The organism is Moorena sp. SIO1G6 (assembly GCF_010672795.1).
Classification (GTDB): domain Bacteria; phylum Cyanobacteriota; class Cyanobacteriia; order Cyanobacteriales; family Coleofasciculaceae; genus Moorena; species Moorena producens.
In genome coordinates this window covers 153,563-171,180 of record NZ_JAAHFZ010000014.1, presented here as the reverse complement: position 1 = coordinate 171,180, position 17,618 = coordinate 153,563, and the positions used below count along the sequence as shown (strand labels likewise).

At 42.5% G+C, this 17,618-nt stretch carries 15 protein-coding genes; 13 read left to right on the top strand and 2 right to left on the bottom strand.

All coding sequences use genetic code 11. The features are described 5' to 3' along the window. Positions 1–67: 67 nt before the first annotated feature. Positions 68–307 carry a 2Fe-2S iron-sulfur cluster-binding protein gene (locus tag F6K63_RS16215; RefSeq protein ID WP_008179060.1) on the top strand — a complete coding sequence of 80 codons (240 nt, stop codon included), beginning with the start codon at positions 68–70 and terminating at the stop codon, positions 305–307. Between the two features lie 229 nt (positions 308–536). Next, positions 537–671: a hypothetical protein gene (locus F6K63_RS16210; protein ID WP_267871977.1), complete on the top strand. Its 135-nt coding sequence runs from the start codon at positions 537–539 to the stop codon at positions 669–671. On the opposite strand, the gene mnmA is transcribed toward F6K63_RS16210, so the two are convergent. Continuing rightward, the gene (gene mnmA / locus F6K63_RS16205; protein ID WP_287312692.1) at positions 630–1,718 is read right to left on the bottom strand and encodes a tRNA 2-thiouridine(34) synthase MnmA; all 1,089 of its coding nucleotides are present in this window, start codon (positions 1,716–1,718) and stop codon (positions 630–632) included. The genes F6K63_RS16210 and mnmA overlap by 42 nt on opposite strands. Before the next feature lie 164 nt (positions 1,719–1,882). On the opposite strand from mnmA, the gene F6K63_RS16200 reads away from it, so the two are divergent. The 3 genes from F6K63_RS16200 (at position 1,883) to queF (ending at position 3,403) form a co-directional block, all read left to right on the top strand. Continuing rightward, positions 1,883–2,251 carry a phasin-related domain-containing protein gene (locus F6K63_RS16200; RefSeq protein WP_071102084.1) on the top strand — a complete coding sequence of 123 codons (369 nt, stop codon included), beginning with the start codon at positions 1,883–1,885 and terminating at the stop codon, positions 2,249–2,251. A 286-nt stretch (positions 2,252–2,537) separates the two neighbouring features. Next, positions 2,538–2,969, top strand: a complete 432-nt coding sequence (locus F6K63_RS16195; protein ID WP_083373485.1) for a hypothetical protein — start codon at positions 2,538–2,540, stop codon at positions 2,967–2,969. A gap of 14 nt (positions 2,970–2,983) precedes the next feature. Beyond that, positions 2,984–3,403, top strand: coding sequence for a preQ(1) synthase (gene queF, locus F6K63_RS16190; RefSeq protein ID WP_071102086.1), 420 nt, complete (start codon positions 2,984–2,986; stop codon positions 3,401–3,403). 167 nt (positions 3,404–3,570) lie between these two features. Here queF and F6K63_RS16185 read toward each other — a convergent pair whose 3' ends face one another. Beyond that, on the bottom strand, positions 3,571–4,338 hold the full coding sequence (locus F6K63_RS16185; RefSeq protein WP_287312691.1) for a WecB/TagA/CpsF family glycosyltransferase: 768 nt from the start codon (positions 4,336–4,338) through the stop codon (positions 3,571–3,573). A 1,348-nt stretch (positions 4,339–5,686) separates the two neighbouring features. Between F6K63_RS16185 and F6K63_RS16180 the strand changes: the two genes are divergently transcribed. From F6K63_RS16180 to F6K63_RS16145, 8 genes are all read left to right on the top strand, one after another. Next, entirely contained in the window at positions 5,687–7,354 is a 1,668-nt protein-coding gene (locus F6K63_RS16180; RefSeq protein WP_287312690.1) for an alkaline phosphatase family protein, read from the top strand. Positions 7,355–7,699: 345 nt separating this feature from the next. Then, a complete protein-coding gene (locus F6K63_RS16175) occupies positions 7,700–8,761 on the top strand; it encodes a polysaccharide biosynthesis/export family protein (protein ID WP_071102089.1) in 1,062 nt (353 codons plus the stop codon). Positions 8,762–9,014: 253 nt separating this feature from the next. Further along, on the top strand, positions 9,015–10,544 hold the full coding sequence (locus F6K63_RS16170; RefSeq protein ID WP_287312689.1) for a GumC family protein: 1,530 nt from the start codon (positions 9,015–9,017) through the stop codon (positions 10,542–10,544). Between the two features lie 75 nt (positions 10,545–10,619). Next, the gene (locus F6K63_RS16165) at positions 10,620–11,858 is read left to right on the top strand and encodes an O-antigen ligase domain-containing protein (RefSeq protein ID WP_287312688.1); all 1,239 of its coding nucleotides are present in this window, start codon (positions 10,620–10,622) and stop codon (positions 11,856–11,858) included. Positions 11,859–11,936: 78 nt separating this feature from the next. Continuing rightward, positions 11,937–12,920, top strand: a complete 984-nt coding sequence (locus F6K63_RS16160; protein ID WP_287312687.1) for a glycosyltransferase — start codon at positions 11,937–11,939, stop codon at positions 12,918–12,920. A gap of 76 nt (positions 12,921–12,996) precedes the next feature. After that, positions 12,997–15,336 carry an oligosaccharide flippase family protein gene (locus F6K63_RS16155; protein ID WP_287248835.1) on the top strand — a complete coding sequence of 780 codons (2,340 nt, stop codon included), beginning with the start codon at positions 12,997–12,999 and terminating at the stop codon, positions 15,334–15,336. A gap of 102 nt (positions 15,337–15,438) precedes the next feature. Then, complete coding sequence (locus F6K63_RS16150) at positions 15,439–16,506, top strand: glycosyltransferase family 2 protein (protein ID WP_502708320.1); 1,068 nt, start codon at positions 15,439–15,441, stop codon at positions 16,504–16,506. Positions 16,507–16,541: 35 nt separating this feature from the next. After that, positions 16,542–17,567 carry a glycosyltransferase family 2 protein gene (locus F6K63_RS16145; protein WP_008179026.1) on the top strand — a complete coding sequence of 342 codons (1,026 nt, stop codon included), beginning with the start codon at positions 16,542–16,544 and terminating at the stop codon, positions 17,565–17,567. The last annotated feature ends 51 nt before the right edge of the window (positions 17,568–17,618 follow it).

Here is a 17,618-nt window from a genome sequence, read left to right as displayed (position 1 = left end):
ATTATAAATTAAAAATTAACTAAACAATTAACAATAAAAAACTAACAAATGAAATGACTAATCAAACATGAGTGTAAGCGTTCGCTTTCTACCAGATGATGTGACAATTGAGGCCGAAGTTGGAGAACCCATCCTTCTAGTGGCTGAAAGGGCTGGTGTGTTCATTGCCACAGGTTGCCTGATGGGTTCTTGTCATGCCTGTGAGGTAGATATAGAAAATGGACCGACTGTTTGTTCTTGTATCACTGCTGTACCTGCAGGTTATGAACAGCTGACGATTAATCTATACTCTGACACCAATTGGTAGTCTATTATTGTAAGCATTCAGCGGTCAGCAGTCAGCGGTCAGCTTTGTGACACAGGCTCCAAACCTGGGGCTTTAGTAACATTAAACGAATGTTTAACTGTTTTCTTCAAAAGCTGTTCGGTGTAGCGTTCGCGTAGCCCATTAGCTGATAGCTGAATGCTTAGGTATATTACTACCATGGCAATCGGCTTTCGTCAAGGTCACTAGTTGATTTAACTGTCCACTAACCTTGGCCTTTCGGCCACGCTACGCGAACAACCTACCCTACACCGAATCGCCTTGGCCGAACAACCTTCAACCTTCAACCTTCAACCTTCAAACTTCAACCTTCAAGCAATTTGCCATTGGCTATTTTCTCTGGTAGCTGCTCAATAATGCCACCTCCGAGCACCAGCTCCCCGTCATACAGAACAGCAGCCTGTCCTGGGGTGATGCTGAATTGTGGTTCATCGAACACTAATCTGATCCGATTTCCTTCTAGAGGAATCACATTCACAGGTACAGCAGGTGAGCGATAGCGAACTTGCACAGAAGCTCGAATCGGAACATTAGGTTCCTGAATCGATACCCAATTGACCCGATGAACCGTACATTCAGCTTGGGTGGCTTGGTGACGTTCACCCACAATTACCCGATTCCTGACTGCATCCAGGGCAATCACATACAAGGGATTGGGAGCAGCTATACCTAGCCCTTTCCGTTGTCCAATGGTGTAGTGGTGAATTCCCTGATGTTGCCCTACCACATTTCCATCCAAGTCCACGATGTCACCTGTGGTTTGGGAAATATACTTGTCCAGGAACTTCTGCATGGAACCGTGGGATTCGATTAAACACAAGTCCTGACTTTCTGGTTTATCAGCAGTCTTGAGATTATACTCAGCAGCCAGGCGTCGCGTTTCCGTTTTCTTAAGTTCTCCCAAAGGAAATAGGGAAGCCGCCAACAGGTCTTGAGTCAAGTCATACAGGAAGTATGACTGGTCTTTTGTCAAGTCTATTGCTCGCCGCAATTGATAGCGATCGCATTCAGCATCATAAGTAATCCGGGCGTAATGACCTGTGGCTATTTTGTCAATCCCCAATGTCTCATGGGCATAGGTCAGCATCGGACCAAACTTCACTGCCTTGTTGCACTGAGAACAGGGGAGTGGAGTAATCCCAGATTGGTAACCCGACACTAAGTAATCCACAATGTTTTCCTGAAAAACATCGCGACTGTCCACAATATGGTGGGGAATTCCTAATTGTTCACAAATAAACGCTGCATCAACCATTCCCTCAGAGCAGCATTGACCCTTCCCTTTCATTAACCAAAGGGTCAATCCTACAACTTCGTATCCTTTGTGATAGAGGGTGGCGGCAGCTACGGAACTGTCTACTCCGCCAGACAAGCCAACGACAACTTTATTCATCAACTCAACAGATTTCTGCCTTAGGGAGGTATTGCATTGTATAGTATTATTGTAATCCTGCTCACCCTTAAGTTCGTCTACCCTAAGTTGAGTGGGCAAAGTGGGATTTCACTCCTATCCTGGAATCATAGAGTATTACGATAACTCTGGGAGTATCAGTGTTCATGGCTGGTTTTGGAAATTTGGTTCAAAAAGCGTTTTATCTAGGCGTCGGTATAGCTGCTGCAGCAGGGGAAAAAGCTGGGGGAACCTTGTCAGAAGTGCGAGGTCAAGCTCAGAAACTGGTAGATGAACTGGTAGAAAAAGGGGAGATGACTACCGAGGAAGCCCGTAAACTGGTTGAAGATTTAGTGCAACAGGGGCAACAGCAATCCTCTCAAGCTAACCCTAATGATCCTAAACCTGAGCCGCGCCGGATTGAGATTATTACTGATGAGGAAGAAGAATCAGCACCACCCGAAGAGCAGGATGTTGACAAACTACGCCAGCAGGTGCAAGCTATGCAAGAAGAATTGCGTCGGCTAAAGCGCTAACTTATAGCACTTATCTAGCACTTATAATTAATTTGTGGACAACAACACCGGAGGATAAGGGGAAGATATGGGAGATAATCCAGAAAATACCTCAAAATACCTCCTTATCCTCCTTCAGATACCCATCACCCCATTACCCCATTACCCGATCAGCCAACCCTACCTGCTCTCCTATAATTCTTAAAGAGCATGCCATTCGGCTTAGGGTTACTCGAAAATACCCCTTTCCCCTTGTGTTCAGTCAAGAGGTCGGAGAGAATTGTAGCACATGATGGTTGTTGAGTAAATGTTTACTATGGAAGATGATTGGTCTAAAAGTATTTTTGAAACCCTGGAATCAGTGGCTAATATGGTCGATGAGTTCTTCGAGGGTGTCAGTGAGGTGGTTGAGGAGTTTGCCAATGAAGTTGAGGAGTTTGCCAATCAGGTAGACAATGCCATTGGTGCGGAAATTGACCAGTGTTTGCAAGAGATTGTTGAACCGTTCGTTGAGATTTATTTTGACTTTGAGGTTATGGTCAGTGAAACAGACGAGGATTTTCCTGATTCCGTGACACCATCCTCACAGAAACATCCCGCTTGCATAGGTTGCCGTCATTATCACGGTCAAGCCTACGGTGGAAATTTATTAGTCTGCGCTATGCATCCCTATGGTTGGGACACAGAAGATTGTCCTGACTGGGAATCCCATCCTAGAAATTCCTCAAATCGTTTCTAATCCTAGCAAAACCAATGAGTAATTCCTTTACCCAGGAACAAGCATCACCAGAAGTAGACACACCCCAGATTAAATACGGTGAACAGGAGATTGCCCAGGCAAAACTTATTACCTTTCCCAATCCCCGTATCGGTCGTCCCTATAACATTAACATCACCTTACCGGAATTTACTTGCAAGTGCCCCTTTTCTGGTTATCCGGACTTTGCCACGATTTACATCACCTACGTTCCCAATGAACTGGTGGTAGAACTAAAGGCCCTTAAGTTGTATATCAATACCTACCGAGATCGCTACATCTCCCACGAAGAGAGTATCAACCAAATTTTAGATGACTTCGTAGCCGCCTGTAACCCCGAAGAAGTCACCATCAAGGGGGATTTTAACCCACGGGGTAATGTTCACACCGTTGTAGAAGTGCGACACCAAAAGTAATTGGTACAAACGTAATCGGTAATCTTGAGGAGGCAGTTAGCTTGGTCAGTGACCTGACGAGAATGGCTCAATGATCAATTTTGTGCCTTCCTCCCTTCCTGTCCTTTGGATCTTGGGGGTTTTCCTCCAAACCATTCCCATATAAACCGAAACGATATCACTTGGGATCAATTCAGATTGACCCTAGCTGGTGGCAACATAGAACTCTTGAGTTTTTGTTTCAACACTAACCAAAGGAAGACCGGAGCATCAAACAGGTATCGCCGCCACAACCGTCGCGGTTCAGATAATAGCCTGTGTAACCATTCCAATCCGACTTCACTCATCCATACAGGGGACCTTGGTTTGGTTCCTGCTTCAAAATCCAGGGTGGCACCTACTGCCATGAATATTTTGATGTTTGGTAATTGATCTTTGTACTTATGTATCCACTTTTCTTGTTTAGGTGCACCAACTCCCACCGCTAGTACTGTAGCTCCAGAGTTCTTAACCATTTCTATGATTTCTTGGCATTCAGCTTGATTCTTCTCAAATCCGAATGATGGGGAGTGCGCAGCGATAACAATTTCTCTGCCAACTCTAGCATTGACATTTTCTTGAGCTTGTTTAGCGACTCCTTCTCGTCCACCTAAGAGAAATATTTTAATAGTCTCATTGTTTCTGTGATAATCATAAAAAGCTGGAAAAAGGTCAGATCCAGAAATTTTCTCCTGTATGGGTGACCCCAAGAACCTCGACGCATAATACACAACTTTACTATCACATAATCTATAATCGGCAATTCGATATGCCTTCATGAATTCAGGGTCTTTTTGTAGCTTGACTAAGTGATCGACATTGGGAGTGAAAATCACCCCGGTATCGAGCCGCTTTAACAGCTCTGACTTGGATATATTATCAATCTCTAAGTTTAGTATTTTCACTATTTCTCTCATGTTTAACCTTTTTACTTTACGATGTCTCTCCTACCTAAGGAATAAGCACTAAAAACAGCCGCCAAGCTTTTCCCAACAATCTTCAGACTTGGAGCCGAACTCAGTCAATTTGCCATTTCCCGATCGGCTACCCAAGTTAGCTTGATACTGTTTCGAGCAAGAAGATTTTATTTGGAAAAGAATAAAATTACATTATCACAGTTTTAGTAATTTTACTATATTAGCTCTGAAAAATTATTGGTAAATACCCTTAGGTGCCCTTGAACCGTAATTAAATTCGCTCAAGGTGCGCGCCTCCTAGGGCGAGTAAATCGCCCTTGGGTCGCACCTTCGGGTCCCACCTGTTTTCTAGATAGCTGAACCTATAAATATTCCCTAATTAAACAACAGTAATCCCTTGAGGTAGATTACACCAGGGTTTGATAACAATGATCTCAGTAATTTGACATAAATCTATTTTGGTATTAGCATTAAACTCTAGTTCACTGTGTTAAGAAGCGATGAATTATCCCTCAGGACAGTGTTAGGTAATTCACGAAATATTCAATCTCATTGTCACAGCGTGAACTAGAACGTATCGAGGGGAGAATTGGTGACTAATCATAACGTTATAGATTAGAGTCAACTCTGATTGAATCAATCAGGCTGTCTGGGAATGAATTAAGTTTTCCCTCCTCCTAGTAACTCCCAATCTGCTTAGATGCTTATAGCTTAAAAACCTCAAGTCAATTCCTCTCTATAATACTTAGGAAGAATAGCTTTATTTAGGCTTTATTTAGGCTTTATTTATTTGTTATGTATTAGGGATTTACTTTAATTAAAATTACTGGTTTTTATGGTTGCACCAGTCCTCCGTTATGGTTCATTGATGGTTAGTTAATGGTTAATTATACCATTAATATCATAGCCTATGGGCGAGTCCAGCCTAGTATTTTCTCTGAACTTAATAAAATCTTTAAATATTCTTCATCGACTCTACATAAATGAGCTAACAAGGGTAATTTTTCCAGATCACGAGTCGTTGTTTTGATCAGGTAGTATTGATCAGGTCTATGCCTTATTTTAAGAAGATTTTTTACCAGGGAGTAGCTCACCAGTCGAGTCGGAGAACTAGTCGAGCTAACAAATGCCTCAAATCTTTGCTACTTATAGAATGAGACTACATAGTGTGATCGATAGCAGTAGTCTTTACAGAAACTTTATAAAAGCCTACTCTAAGATTCATCGATCCTTCAACCTTCATCTGTGTGAAGCCGACTATCGTTATTTGTAAGGTTAGATGCTGAGCTAAACTAGGCACACTACTTAACCTACCAGAAAATTACCCGCACATCTACCGACCACAACAATGAGAAACCCTGTAATTGCCATTGGCTTGGATGCTGCCGACCCTGCCTTGATAGAGCAATGGATATCTCAAGGACATCTGAAAAACCTGCGTCGCTTACGAGAACAGGGATCTTACGGACGTTTAAAGACATATGAATACTACCGGGCTGAGACTCCCTGGACAACATTCCTTACTGGTTGTTCTCCTGAGCAAACAGGGTACTGGGCACCTCTGAAAATTAAGGAAGGCACTTACGAAGTAGAAGACATTCAAGCCTACGACTTTGCTGAGTATCAACCCTTCTATGGCTTGGGAGATGACTATCGGGTGGCAGTCTTTGATATGCCTCAAGCTCCCCTGTCCAATCAGGTCAATGGGTTGCAAGTCCTTGCTTGGGGAGCTCACTCTCCTCAGACTCCCAGTCATTCCATACCCAAATCCTTGCTACAGGATGTGATTGATAAGCATGGTGAGCATCCTGTCTTACGCAAAGACCATGCCAGTATTATGGATGTGGCAGCACTCAAGGGTCTTCAAGCACAACTGGAGATTGGTATCGCCCGCCGGGGTGCCATTTGTCAAGACTTGTTGCAGCAGATGCCGTGGGATTTCTTCTTAACAATCTTTGGTGAAACCCATACTGCAGGGCATTACTTCTGGCACCTGAGTCAGCCGGATCATCCTCTCTACCCATCTGTAGGTGCTAAATGCCCTGGAGATCCCGTGTTAGAAATTTTTGAAGCTATTGACGAAGCCATTGGTGGCATTTTGAGCAAAGCCCCGGATAATGCCCAGGTCGTAGTATTTGCTGCCCATGGTATGGGGTCTAACGTCATGGATCTACCTAGTATGTTGTTCCTGCCAGAATTTCTCTATCGCTGGAGTTTCCCAGGTAAATATGGCATTGCTCGTGGCAAGTATGGTCAACCCCCAGAACCGCTAATCAATGATGCCAGGGCGAAAAAGGGTTGGATGGGGAAAGTATGGAGCCTCAAGCATGAATCGAATCCACTCAAAGGTTTTTTGAGACGTCAACTCCCTACCAAACTTTTCAATCCCATCGCACCCTTGTTTGGTTCCACTCCTGCACCGGATCTCATTTCTCCGTTCAAGATGCAGGCAGAATCTGATCCATTCTTCTTCCAGAGTCCATCCTGGTACCAACCCTGCTGGCCTCAGATGAAAGCATTCGCGCTGCCTAGTTATTCGGAAGGATATATCAGGATTAATCTCCAGGGAAGGGAACCTCAGGGTATTGTCGCCCCTGATCAGTACGATGCTGTATGTGAGGAATTGACTCAAAAACTCTACCAGCTTAAAGATGCTCGCACTGGGGAACCAATGGTGAAGGAAATTATCCGCACCCGCCAATCAGCAACTGAAACTGGTCCCAAATTACCTGATGGTGACTTAGTCGTTATCTGGCAAGAAAAATATGCCACTGACGTAGTAGATAGTCCCGATATTGGACGGATTGGTCCAGTTCCCTTTAATCGTACTGGTTCTCACCGCTCTGATGGCTTTTTGGTGATTCAAGGACAAGATATTGAGCCAGGTTCTAGTTTACCAGCTGGTCATTCTCTAGATTTAGCCCCCACTATTCTGAATTTGATGGGAGCGCCGATTCCTGACTATTTTCAGGGTAAGCCCCTCTCGGCAATTAAAGAAACTGTTGTGGTTGGTTAACTTAAACTTAACTATAGCGTTTTTATTTGAGATGTAAACCTAGAAGGTCTTTTGTTATTTTCCAATAAAACTCCGGAGATATTGCCCCTATTGCATGCATGCCTCTTGCCTCTTGCCTTTTTCGGCAATACGTGTGTTTACAACCTAGATCCAAACGCTATAGTTACTTACATAGTTTAATTAGTGGCAAAGGGAATTGAGTGTTTTTTGTTGAATGTTTTTTGTTGAGTGTTGATCGTCAGTCAACACTCAAACACTCACCGAAACCCCCCTATACTAAGTGTTATCACGTGTTATCACTAAGTAATAGCACTAAGTAATAGTTGTGAACCCAGAGATTCTTCAATGTCCATTCTCAAGTTTTGGATAGCAGGGTTAATTACTACCGTAGCAGCAATAGGTGTATCCGTTCCCAGTTGGGCTCTACCACTGTCTCCTGGCGATCGCCTTAGACTCTTTGTGGCTGGTGAAGAAGAAATCCCGGAAGCTGAACGCTTCAGTGCCACCTATGAAGTTAATCTGGATGGTTACATAAAATTCCCCTACCTAGACCCGATACTGGCAGCGGGTCGAGAAGTATCAGAAATAGAGCAAGACCTAGTCAAGGCTTTGCTGGAAGGGGGCTTTTTTCAGGCTGATTTCCTCAAAGTCAGCATTCAACTCTTTGAGTGGGCTCCAATTCAGGTAACTGTGGGAGGAGCGGTTTTTGAACCTGGTCGGGTTTTGATTAATGATACGGATTCTAAAGGTCGAGACTTACCAGCATCGATTGCTACTGTCTCAGGAGACTATCCTCCAGAACGCTACCTAACCTTTGCCATTTTAACGGCTGGCGGCATCAAACCAAATGCCAACATTGAACAGGTGCGCTTGGTTCGGGGTGAACAGGAACAGGTAATTGATTTATCTGGTGTGTTCACCGGATCACCAGTGGAGGATATTCCCTTGATTGCTGGAGACCAAATCATTGTTCCTACTCGGGAGTTGCCTCAATATTATCTAGCCAGACCTTCCCAGCTTACTCCCTCAACTATTCCTGTGTTTCTCTCCAATCTCAGTAATCCCAATAATGGACGTGACCTTAGAATCCAGGAAGTTGAATATGGCTCCCGTCTATCTCAAGCTGTAATTGCTGCTAGTTGTGTTGGAGGTACAGAAACCACAAATGCGGATCGCCGTGCTCTGTTACTGCAAACTGACCGTACTACTGGGGAAACTCTGGCAATAGAACGTTCTGTAGAGGACTTGGTGAAGAAGCCTAATGATGACCAAGTTAATCCAGTGCTGATGCCAAGAGATAGTGTCGCTTGCTATGATTCAACGGTGACTAATGTCAAAAGTGTTTTTGACTTTATTGGGGATATCTTCAATCCCATTCGGATTATTAAAGACATATTTATACCCTAATTCATATTGAGGATAGCTCAAATGTTATAATTAATGTATCTATCACAAGTTATAAGCTCACGAGATCTGACTCTTCATCAGGGGTGTATTGGCTACGGGTTTAAGCCATTGCTTGATAGTGGGGTAAAACTCTCTGCCAAGTCTTTCATAATATAAAATATCAAAAATCATAACTTAAGACTACAACTTAAGACTACAACTTAAGACTACAACTTAAAACTAAAAATGTGGATTTGCCAGGTGAGATGCTCCAATGACTACTAATTATAAGACCATAGCCCCATATCCCTATGAAAAATCAAATCTCATGCCTCTACGTTGGCTATTTTACTTGTGTTTAGGGATATCTGTTAATGCCGGAATTTGGGGCTTAACATTTTTTTATTTGAAATCAGCTAAGCCAATTTATACCAGTACATGGGCAGTATCACTTCCTGTCTCAGGCTCATCCACCAGAATTAATATCCCAGAATTAGGGGGAGCGAGTTCAGATGTTAGGTCACCATTTGGCGATCGCTCCCATGACCCGAGGGAAAAGATGAAATTCATTGCGGAAAGTAAGCCGGTGCTTAAGGATGCTGCCAGTATACTGAACATGTCCTCTCAAGAGCTGGGCAAGCCTAGGGTCAAAATTGTTGACAATTCAACTATGATGGCCTTTGAAATCACAGGAGACTCTGCTGAGGAAGCCCAACAGAAAGGTTTTGCTATGCACCAGGCTTTCCAGGAGAGACTTGAACAACTTAGGCAAGAAGAAGTAGGAGACAATCAGCTACCAATTCAAGCTGATTTGGAGGCAGCTAAGAAAAATTTAGCAGATATTCAAAGACGTCTGTCTGAACACAAAGCTAGAACTGGATTGAACTCGAAAGAACAAGTTAACCAGCTATCATCCACTATAGAAAGTTTACGACAACAACAAATCGATTTGTTAGCCCAAGGGCGAGAAGCAAAAGCCAATCTTAGCAACCTCTCAGCTAATCTCAAGTTGTCGTCTGGACAAGCTGCTGATGCTTTTGTACTTAAGGCTGACCAGATATTTCAGCAAACCCTAAGGGAATACAGTCAGGCTACGGCAGCCCTGACGGTTTTGAGTTCCAAATACGGTTCCAAGCATCCATCTGTAGTGGACGAGAAGAGCAAGCAAGAGAGTGCTAAAGCAGCTTTGCTAGAGCGTAGTCAATCTCTGTTAGGTCGCCCCATGTCTTTAGCAATTATTGACCAGCTCAGTGTTAACTCTGGGCCTGAAACTGGTTCTTCCCGGGAAAATTTGCTGCGCCAAATTGTTGAGGTGGAAGCACGGCAACAGGGTGTGGAAGCTAGAGCCTGGGTATTAACCAACCAGATTGCTGAGCTCGAAGCCAAACTCAAACAAATGAGCCAGGATGCTTTGAGGATGGAGATCCTAGAACGCAATATGCGCATTGCGGAAACTATCTATGCTTCAACCTTAACTCAATCAGCCATTGGTCGATTCAACCAATCCCTTTCCTATCCTCAAGTTCAGCTGCTAGCTGAACCCAGCTTACCCCCAGACGCGATAGCACCGAAAAAGTCATCGGCCTTACTTGGTGCAGCAGCTGGTTCATTGTTAATTAGTGCAGGACTATTTTTACTCTGGTTACGTCCCCATTTACAAGGTAAATCACAACCCTCAATGTACGGCAAAGTAGAATCGTTTAATTCTGATGTTCCACCCTTACGTTCTCAACCATCAAATAATAGTTTCACAACATCTAATAGCTTCACATCGCCAATCGGGAACCAAAGAAAAGATTTCTGATGCAACTAATCCACTTGTTATCAAGCTAGACATCATAGCATGGCACCAGTAACCTAAGCCATTAGGCAGGCTTTAATGAAACCCCAAAACTTTGAAGAAAAAGTAGTTTTCTATTATATAATTTCCACCTACTTATTATTTTTTTTAGGCGCACAGTTTGTTTTTGCCCCAGCTCTAGCTTGGCTGCTAACCTTTTATCTAATTAAGAAGCTTTGGCAGCAAACATCAGATACTCCACCGGAAGAAAGGATTCGGATTCCCATTGGAGTCTGGGTCTGGATTGTTTGCATATCAGTCATTGGCCTAGCCTTAGTTGTGGGTCATTTAGATTGGGGTTTTTCAACTGTTAAAACGATAAAATCCTTTATTAACTCCTTTTTGAGAACTTGGGCGCTTCTGGCCTTATTTCCTTTAATTGGTTGCCTCAACATCCGACCACAAATAATCTATAGAGCAATTTCTATCCTTTCCCTACAAACTCTGCTCTTGGTGCCAATTACCTATGGGTTAAGTCTAACTGGGTTAGAGATGCCATTGTATACTAGCACCCTAATGGCAAAAATTGGGGGTAACAGTCAACGTTACTACGCCGTAAGTCCTTACGTGATAAAAAGTGGTGAAACACGGCTTTTCTTATTTGCGCCTTGGGCTCCAGCATTGGCATTTGCCTGTAACGTACACTTTTTCCTTAGTAGTAGAGACCCGGACATAAAGTGGCGTTTTATTGGTATGATTGGTTGTGCTGCTGCAATTGTAGGTTCATTGTCCCGGATGGGGATAATCTGCTTAGTGGGTATACCAATACTGGTAACATTTTTGGGAAATATAACCGAACCCGCCATCCAAATTACGGCAGGAATAGGGAGTTTTATTGGTGGTCTATTTGGTCCCCAACTGCTGATGATAGCTAGAAACTTGAAAGACTCTTTTTCCAGTCAAAGATCTGCTTCTTCGCGGGTTAGGTCGGCTTTAGCACGGCTTTCTCACCGTAAGTGGGAAGAAGATGCACCGATTTGGGGTCATGCCATTAAAGTAGGTAAAGGCCCTGATGTTGTCGCTGGTATGCCTATTGGAAGTCACCACACTTGGTATGGTGCTTTATATACTCATGGAATCGTCGGGTTTATTGGAATATTAATTCCTATAGTCTATACTTTTATAGAACTTTTAATTAAAGCTCAAAGGAGTAAAGTTGCCACAACAGCACTAACAATACTATTAATTTGTATCCTGTTTTCCTTTGGGGAAAATCTAGAGGGATTAGCTTACCTCTACTGGCCTGGTTTGGTTGTAGTAGGGATGGGACTAAAATAAAAATGCTCAAGGGGTTTGTCTAGACCTTTTGTGGGTAATTACCATGTACTAATTATATACAGAAAAAGGATAATCGCCATGGCCACCATATCTGTAATAGTTCCAGTTTATAACGGAGAAAAAACTATATTAGAAACGATCCAATCGATTCAAGCACAAACGTTTTCAGATTTTGAGTTAATTGCCATTAATGACGGCTCCACTGATGGGACATTAGATGTAATCAGTACAGTCAACGATCCTCGATTGAAAGTGTTTTCCTATGAAAATGGCGGATTGCCAGTGGCACGTAATCGTGGCATTCGTCGCTCTAGGGGCGAGTTTATTACGTTTATAGATGCCGATGATTTATGGAAACCCGATAAATTGGAGCTACAGTTAGCAGCACTGCAAAAAAATCCTGAAGCCGGAGTGGCTTACAGTTGGACTGCCTTTATAGATGAGAATAGCAAATTTTTGTTTGCTTGGCAACCACTCTATTGGGAGGGTAATGTTTATCCCCAATTACTAATTCGTAACTTCATATCCAGTGGTTCCAATATCATGGTTAAGCGGAAGTATATTGAAGCAGCTGGAGAATTTGACCCATGCCTGAAATCAGTTGAAGATTGGGATTATTACCTCAGGCTAGCAGCTTTATGTCCTTTTGCACTGGTTCCTAAATACCAAATTCTCTACCGTCGCTCTTCCCAGTCAATGACCTCTAAAGTGGATGTGATGGAGAATGCGAACCTAATTGTAATTGAAAGAGCATTCAAGGCAGCTCCACCAGAACTTAAGTCTCTTAAAAATAAGAGTTTAGCGAATGCCTATCGTTATCTTGCTAAGCAGTGTATAGCTAATGCTTTTGATAATGAAGCAGTAAAGCTAGCTATTAAAAAACTAAGCTATTCCATAAAGCTTTATCCAAAATTTTTGCTAAGCAAGGAAACTATGCGTCTGATTTTAAAACTATTAATAATCAAAATTATGCCTAAAAAACTAGCTGGACATTTAATCCAACTAATCGGCCAGAAAATGCCGATGGTATCTGTTGATAATCGGATGATTTCAGAGCACTAACTACCACTCTAATTTTACAGATATCAATTTCGACAGATATCAATCATCACAAGGATGGCAGGATGGGAGATCCACTGTGAAAATTGTCAAAACAATCGGGAGTCGCATTAAGCAAAAACTAGGTAACCGTAGCACTTTTACTCGCAATCTTGGTTGGATGGGAGTGGCACAGGCATTTATTCGGGTTTCCCGTTTAGCTGCAACGTTTATTTTGCCACGCTTCTTAACTCCCCATGACTTTGGATTAGCTGCACTGGTTCTGACGACCTATGAATATTCACAAACAATAACGCGGATCGGTGTTCATGCTAGAATTATACAGGCGGAAGCCGATGAGCTGGAAGACATTTGTAATAGTGCTTATTGGTTAAATTGGGTACTTTTTGCAAGTCTATTCGTTATGCAGTGCCTTGCTGCTTTTCCAGTTGCGTGGTTTTATAAGGATAACCAACTTATTTTACCCATTTGTCTATTAGCATTTAACTTTTTGATTGCTCCCTTAGGAGCAGTACAGTCAGCACTAATTCAAAGGGATAATCGAATTCAGGTAACGGCTACTGCTCGCGCTCTCAGATATGCCACCGCCAATATTTTAACCGCTGTCTTTGCTGTTCTTCATCTGGGAATGTGGGCGATAATACTTCCCATACTAATAGCTAGCCCTATAGAATTCATTACCTATCTGTTCAAACATCCCTGGCGGAGAACTGGCTCTTTCACAACCAAATACTGGGGTAAGATTTTTCGCTTTGGAATCAATTTCCTGGGGATTGAACTTTTAAAGACTCTCAGGGAAACTCTCGACTATCTTATCATTGGTCGCTTTATAGGAATTGACCTATTAGGTGTTTACTACTTTGCTTACAATGCTGGATTGGGAATTAGCTTGACTATCGTCCAATCCATTACTACTGCTTTATACCCTGCCCTATGTGAAGTCCGGACAAACTTATCGAAATTTAAGCAAACATACTTTAGCAGTCTGAAGACGATTGGGAAAGTGATTGTTGGTTTTGTTGCTTTACAAGCAAGTCTAGTTCCGTTTTATATTCCCATTATGGTTGGGGAAAAAATTCATACGGAAGGCTGGAGTATGGTTGTTCCCATCGTCATTTTAGTTTGCTTATCAGCAATTCCTAGACCCTTTGATATTGCTGGATTTCAGCTTTTAGCAGCCATTGATAAACCGCAAATTGGCTTGCTCTGGAATGTCTTATTTACTATCATCTTTTCCTGTAGTCTACTGATAGCAGTGAAATGGGGAATCATCACGGTCGCTGTATCGGTTTTACTGGTTCATGCCCTTTTAATTCCGTTATTTGTGGTTTGGTCTGCTAGGTATGTCTTTGCTAAACCTCAAACGTCTCCTGTAACCTTAGAGCATACTGTACTCCAATCTCATACTGTACTCCAATCTCAAGATGAGACTGATACTGATCAGTTTTATGTCAGCCAATGGACTTTATCATTAGCCAGTAGTGGGACATTCCCTAACACTCAGGGTTCTGAATTTGGTGATTGTGACTTTAATAACAGTAATAATAGTAATAGCAGTGCTGGGTTAAGCGATCGCTTCGATGATCCCAGAAAACAGCTGAAGTTGATAGCTGAAAGTGTGACGGTTTTAGAAGAAGCGGCAAAGCAGCTAAATATATCTCTAGATAGCTTAGATAAGCCTTCGATTCAACTAATCGATAACTCTACAATGATGGTTTTTGAAATTTCAGGAGTCACCCCTGAGGAAGCGCAACGGAGAGCCTTCGCCATTAATCAGGCGTTTAACAAAAGACTGGAACAACTCAGAAAGCAAGAAATTGCTCAACAAGAAAAGACTATCCCAGTGTATATAAAATCAGCCGAAAACGATCTAGAAAAAGCACAGCAACGCCTAGCTGAAAAAACGGCGAACATAGGATTGCCCTTAAACCAGCTCTTAGAGACAATAGAAACACTACGGCGGAAAAAGATTGAATTACGGCGCAAAAAGATTGAATTGCTGGCTGAGCTAGTACCGACTCAGTCTGATCATAGTCATTCTACCAATCCTCAGATTATGAATCCTGTTCACCATCAGCCTCAAGCTAGCTTATTCCAAGATGATCTACCCTTAGAAATGGATGATATTAAACCACAACTACAAGGTAGTGATGACAAGGCCAGGGATCTAGAGTTTCAGATTTCTCAGCTTGAAGTAAAACTTAGCAAAATGTCCCAAGATGCCTTGACTCTGGAAATTCTAGAGCGAGATTTACGGATTGCACAAACCGTCTATTCCTCTGTTTTAAGCCAATGGGAAATAGTTAAGTCAGACTCATCTATTATGTATTATCCCCAACTGCAATTGGTAGCGGGGCCTACCTTAGCTACCAGATCACAAATGCAAAATAGTCTAGTACACTTGGGCAGAAATTTGTGATCAGTTCCTGGGAAGATGATAGTGCTCAGGAGGTAATTTTTAGTCGTCAGTTGTCAGTTTCAAGTATTTATCTATTTTTTTGGAGAAATTTTATTTAAAAAAATAAAATTAAAACTAGTTCTCTTTAAAACCACTGGTCAAACAATGAAACATGTTTCTGTCATTATTCCCGTCTACGGAGTTGAAAACTATATTGCAGCAGCGGTGCAGTCTGTTCTCGACCAGACCTATACCAACTTTGAACTGCTCATTATTGACGATGAATCCCCAGACAGTAGTATAAAAATTTGTCAAGAATTCTCGGATCATCGAATTAAGATTATTCATCAAACTAATCGGGGACTTGCTGGAGCGCGCAATACAGGAATTCGCCATGCCGAAGGAGATTATTTAGCGTTTTTAGATGGGGATGACTTATGGTTGCCTCACAAACTGGAAAGACATATTGAACACCTAGAAAAATTGCCAGAGGTAGGGGTTAGTTTTAGCCGTTCTGCATTGATTGATGAATCTGGAAATTTATTGAACACTTATCTAATGCCTAAGTTAAAGGACATTACCCGATCAGATTTATTCCGGTCTAGTCCTATTGGTAATGGTTCAGCTCCCGTAATTCGACGGGAAGTCTTTGAAGCCCTTAAGTATCAAGATAACCTTTACGGCACTACAGAAGATTTTTACTTTGATGAAAACTTTCGCCGCGCTGAAGATATTGAATGTTGGCTACGTATTGCGATTCAGACAGACTGGAAAATTGAGGGAATCCCTGAAGCACTAACCCTATATCGAGTCAATTCAGCCAGTCTTTCAGCGAACTTAGTCAAACAGTTAGATTCCTGGAAACAAGTACTAGAAAAAACTCGCTCCTACGCTCCTGAATTGATTGAGAAGTGGGGAAATTTAGCCCTGGCCTATCGATTGCGAAACTTTGCTCGTAGTGCAGTACGTCTTAAAGATGGACCAATGTCTGTCAAACTAATTAACGCTGCTTTGGCAACTTACTGGCGTCTTCTCTTGGAAGAACCAAGCCGTACCCTTCGGACTTTGGCTGCTGCCTATTTACTTTGGCTGTTGCCTAAGCCCCTATATTCCCACCTCGAAGTTCTGGCTGTTAAAGTAGTGGGAATGATCCAAAGACGTCAGATTTTGCAAGACCAACTTGGACAATAATTGTCTTAGTCATTCACTATAATATCGGTGATAAAATGAAAAAAGTTTCTGTCATTACTCCAGTCTACAACGTTGAGAAGTATATTGCTGCTACAGTACAGTCAGTTTTGGATCAAACTTACCAAAATTTTGAATATTTGCTCATTGATGATGGTTCTCCTGACCACAGTGTAGAGATTTGCCAGGAGTTCCTAGACCCGAGGATCAAAATTATTCGTCAGGAAAATCAGGGAGCTAATGCAGCAAGGAATGAAGGCATCCGCCAAGCCCAGGGAGAGTATATAGCATTTTTAGATGGCGATGACCTATGGTTGCCTCAAAAGCTAGAAAAACATATTGAACATTTGGAAAACAATCCAAATTTGGGGATTAGCTTTAGCTGTTCTGGGTTTATCGATGAAGCAGGAAATCCCCTAGGAATCTATCAACTTCCCAAGCTGAAGGACATCACCATCGGTGACATAATTTGCCGTAATCCTATTAGTAATGGCTCCTGTGCTGTGTTCCGCAAGCAGGTATTTGAAGCCATTAAGTACCAAGAGACTATCAACGGAAAGACCAAAGACTTTTATTGGGATGAAGGATTGCAAGGGTCACAGGATTTGGATTGTTGGTTTCGCATTGCTATCCAAACCAATTGGCACCTGGAAGGCATTGCTGACTCTTTGACTCTATACCGAGTAAATTCCGGTGGTATATCAGCTAACTTGTTCAAAAAACAAAAGTCTTGGGAACAGGTAATTGAGAAGACTCGTTCCTATGCTCCTGAGGTGGTGGTTGAGTGGGAAAACCGTGCCCGTGCTTACCATTTGAGGTATCTAGCTCGTAGGGCAGTTACCTTGAGAGATGGTGCCATGGCTGTCGAATTCTTCAACCAAGCTCTGGGTACCTACTGGCAGATGCTCTGGGAAGAACCACGTCGTACTGTGTTAACTGGGGCTGCAGCCTATTTGCTCTGGGTTATACCTCAGAATCTTTACAAGCATATAGAAGCTGTAGCTTTAAAAACCACAGGGTCTTCACAAAAGCGCCGGATTTCTCAAGCAATCAGAGGTACATGAAATGTCATCTATTAGCAAATAGCTAAAACCCTGCTACCAATGCATGCTGGT

Bases quoted from the DNA above. Each gene is read 5' to 3' on its own strand.
- F6K63_RS16200 (WP_071102084.1), top strand. From the start codon at position 1,883: ATGGCTGGTTTTGGAAATTTGGTTCAAAAAGCGTTTTATCTAGGCGTC.
- F6K63_RS16145 (WP_008179026.1), top strand. From the start codon at position 16,542: ATGAAAAAAGTTTCTGTCATTACTCCAGTCTACAACGTTGAGAAGTAT.
- F6K63_RS16160 (WP_287312687.1), top strand. From the start codon at position 11,937: ATGGCCACCATATCTGTAATAGTTCCAGTTTATAACGGAGAAAAAACT.
- queF (WP_071102086.1), top strand. From the start codon at position 2,984: ATGAGTAATTCCTTTACCCAGGAACAAGCATCACCAGAAGTAGACACA.
- F6K63_RS16180 (WP_287312690.1), top strand. From the start codon at position 5,687: ATGAGAAACCCTGTAATTGCCATTGGCTTGGATGCTGCCGACCCTGCC.
- F6K63_RS16215 (WP_008179060.1), top strand. From the start codon at position 68: ATGAGTGTAAGCGTTCGCTTTCTACCAGATGATGTGACAATTGAGGCC.
- F6K63_RS16165 (WP_287312688.1), top strand. From the start codon at position 10,620: ATGAAACCCCAAAACTTTGAAGAAAAAGTAGTTTTCTATTATATAATT.
- F6K63_RS16175 (WP_071102089.1), top strand. From the start codon at position 7,700: ATGTCCATTCTCAAGTTTTGGATAGCAGGGTTAATTACTACCGTAGCA.
- F6K63_RS16170 (WP_287312689.1), top strand. From the start codon at position 9,015: ATGACTACTAATTATAAGACCATAGCCCCATATCCCTATGAAAAATCA.
- F6K63_RS16195 (WP_083373485.1), top strand. From the start codon at position 2,538: ATGTTTACTATGGAAGATGATTGGTCTAAAAGTATTTTTGAAACCCTG.
- mnmA (WP_287312692.1), bottom strand. From the start codon at position 1,718: ATGAATAAAGTTGTCGTTGGCTTGTCTGGCGGAGTAGACAGTTCCGTA.
- F6K63_RS16185 (WP_287312691.1), bottom strand. From the start codon at position 4,338: ATGAGAGAAATAGTGAAAATACTAAACTTAGAGATTGATAATATATCC.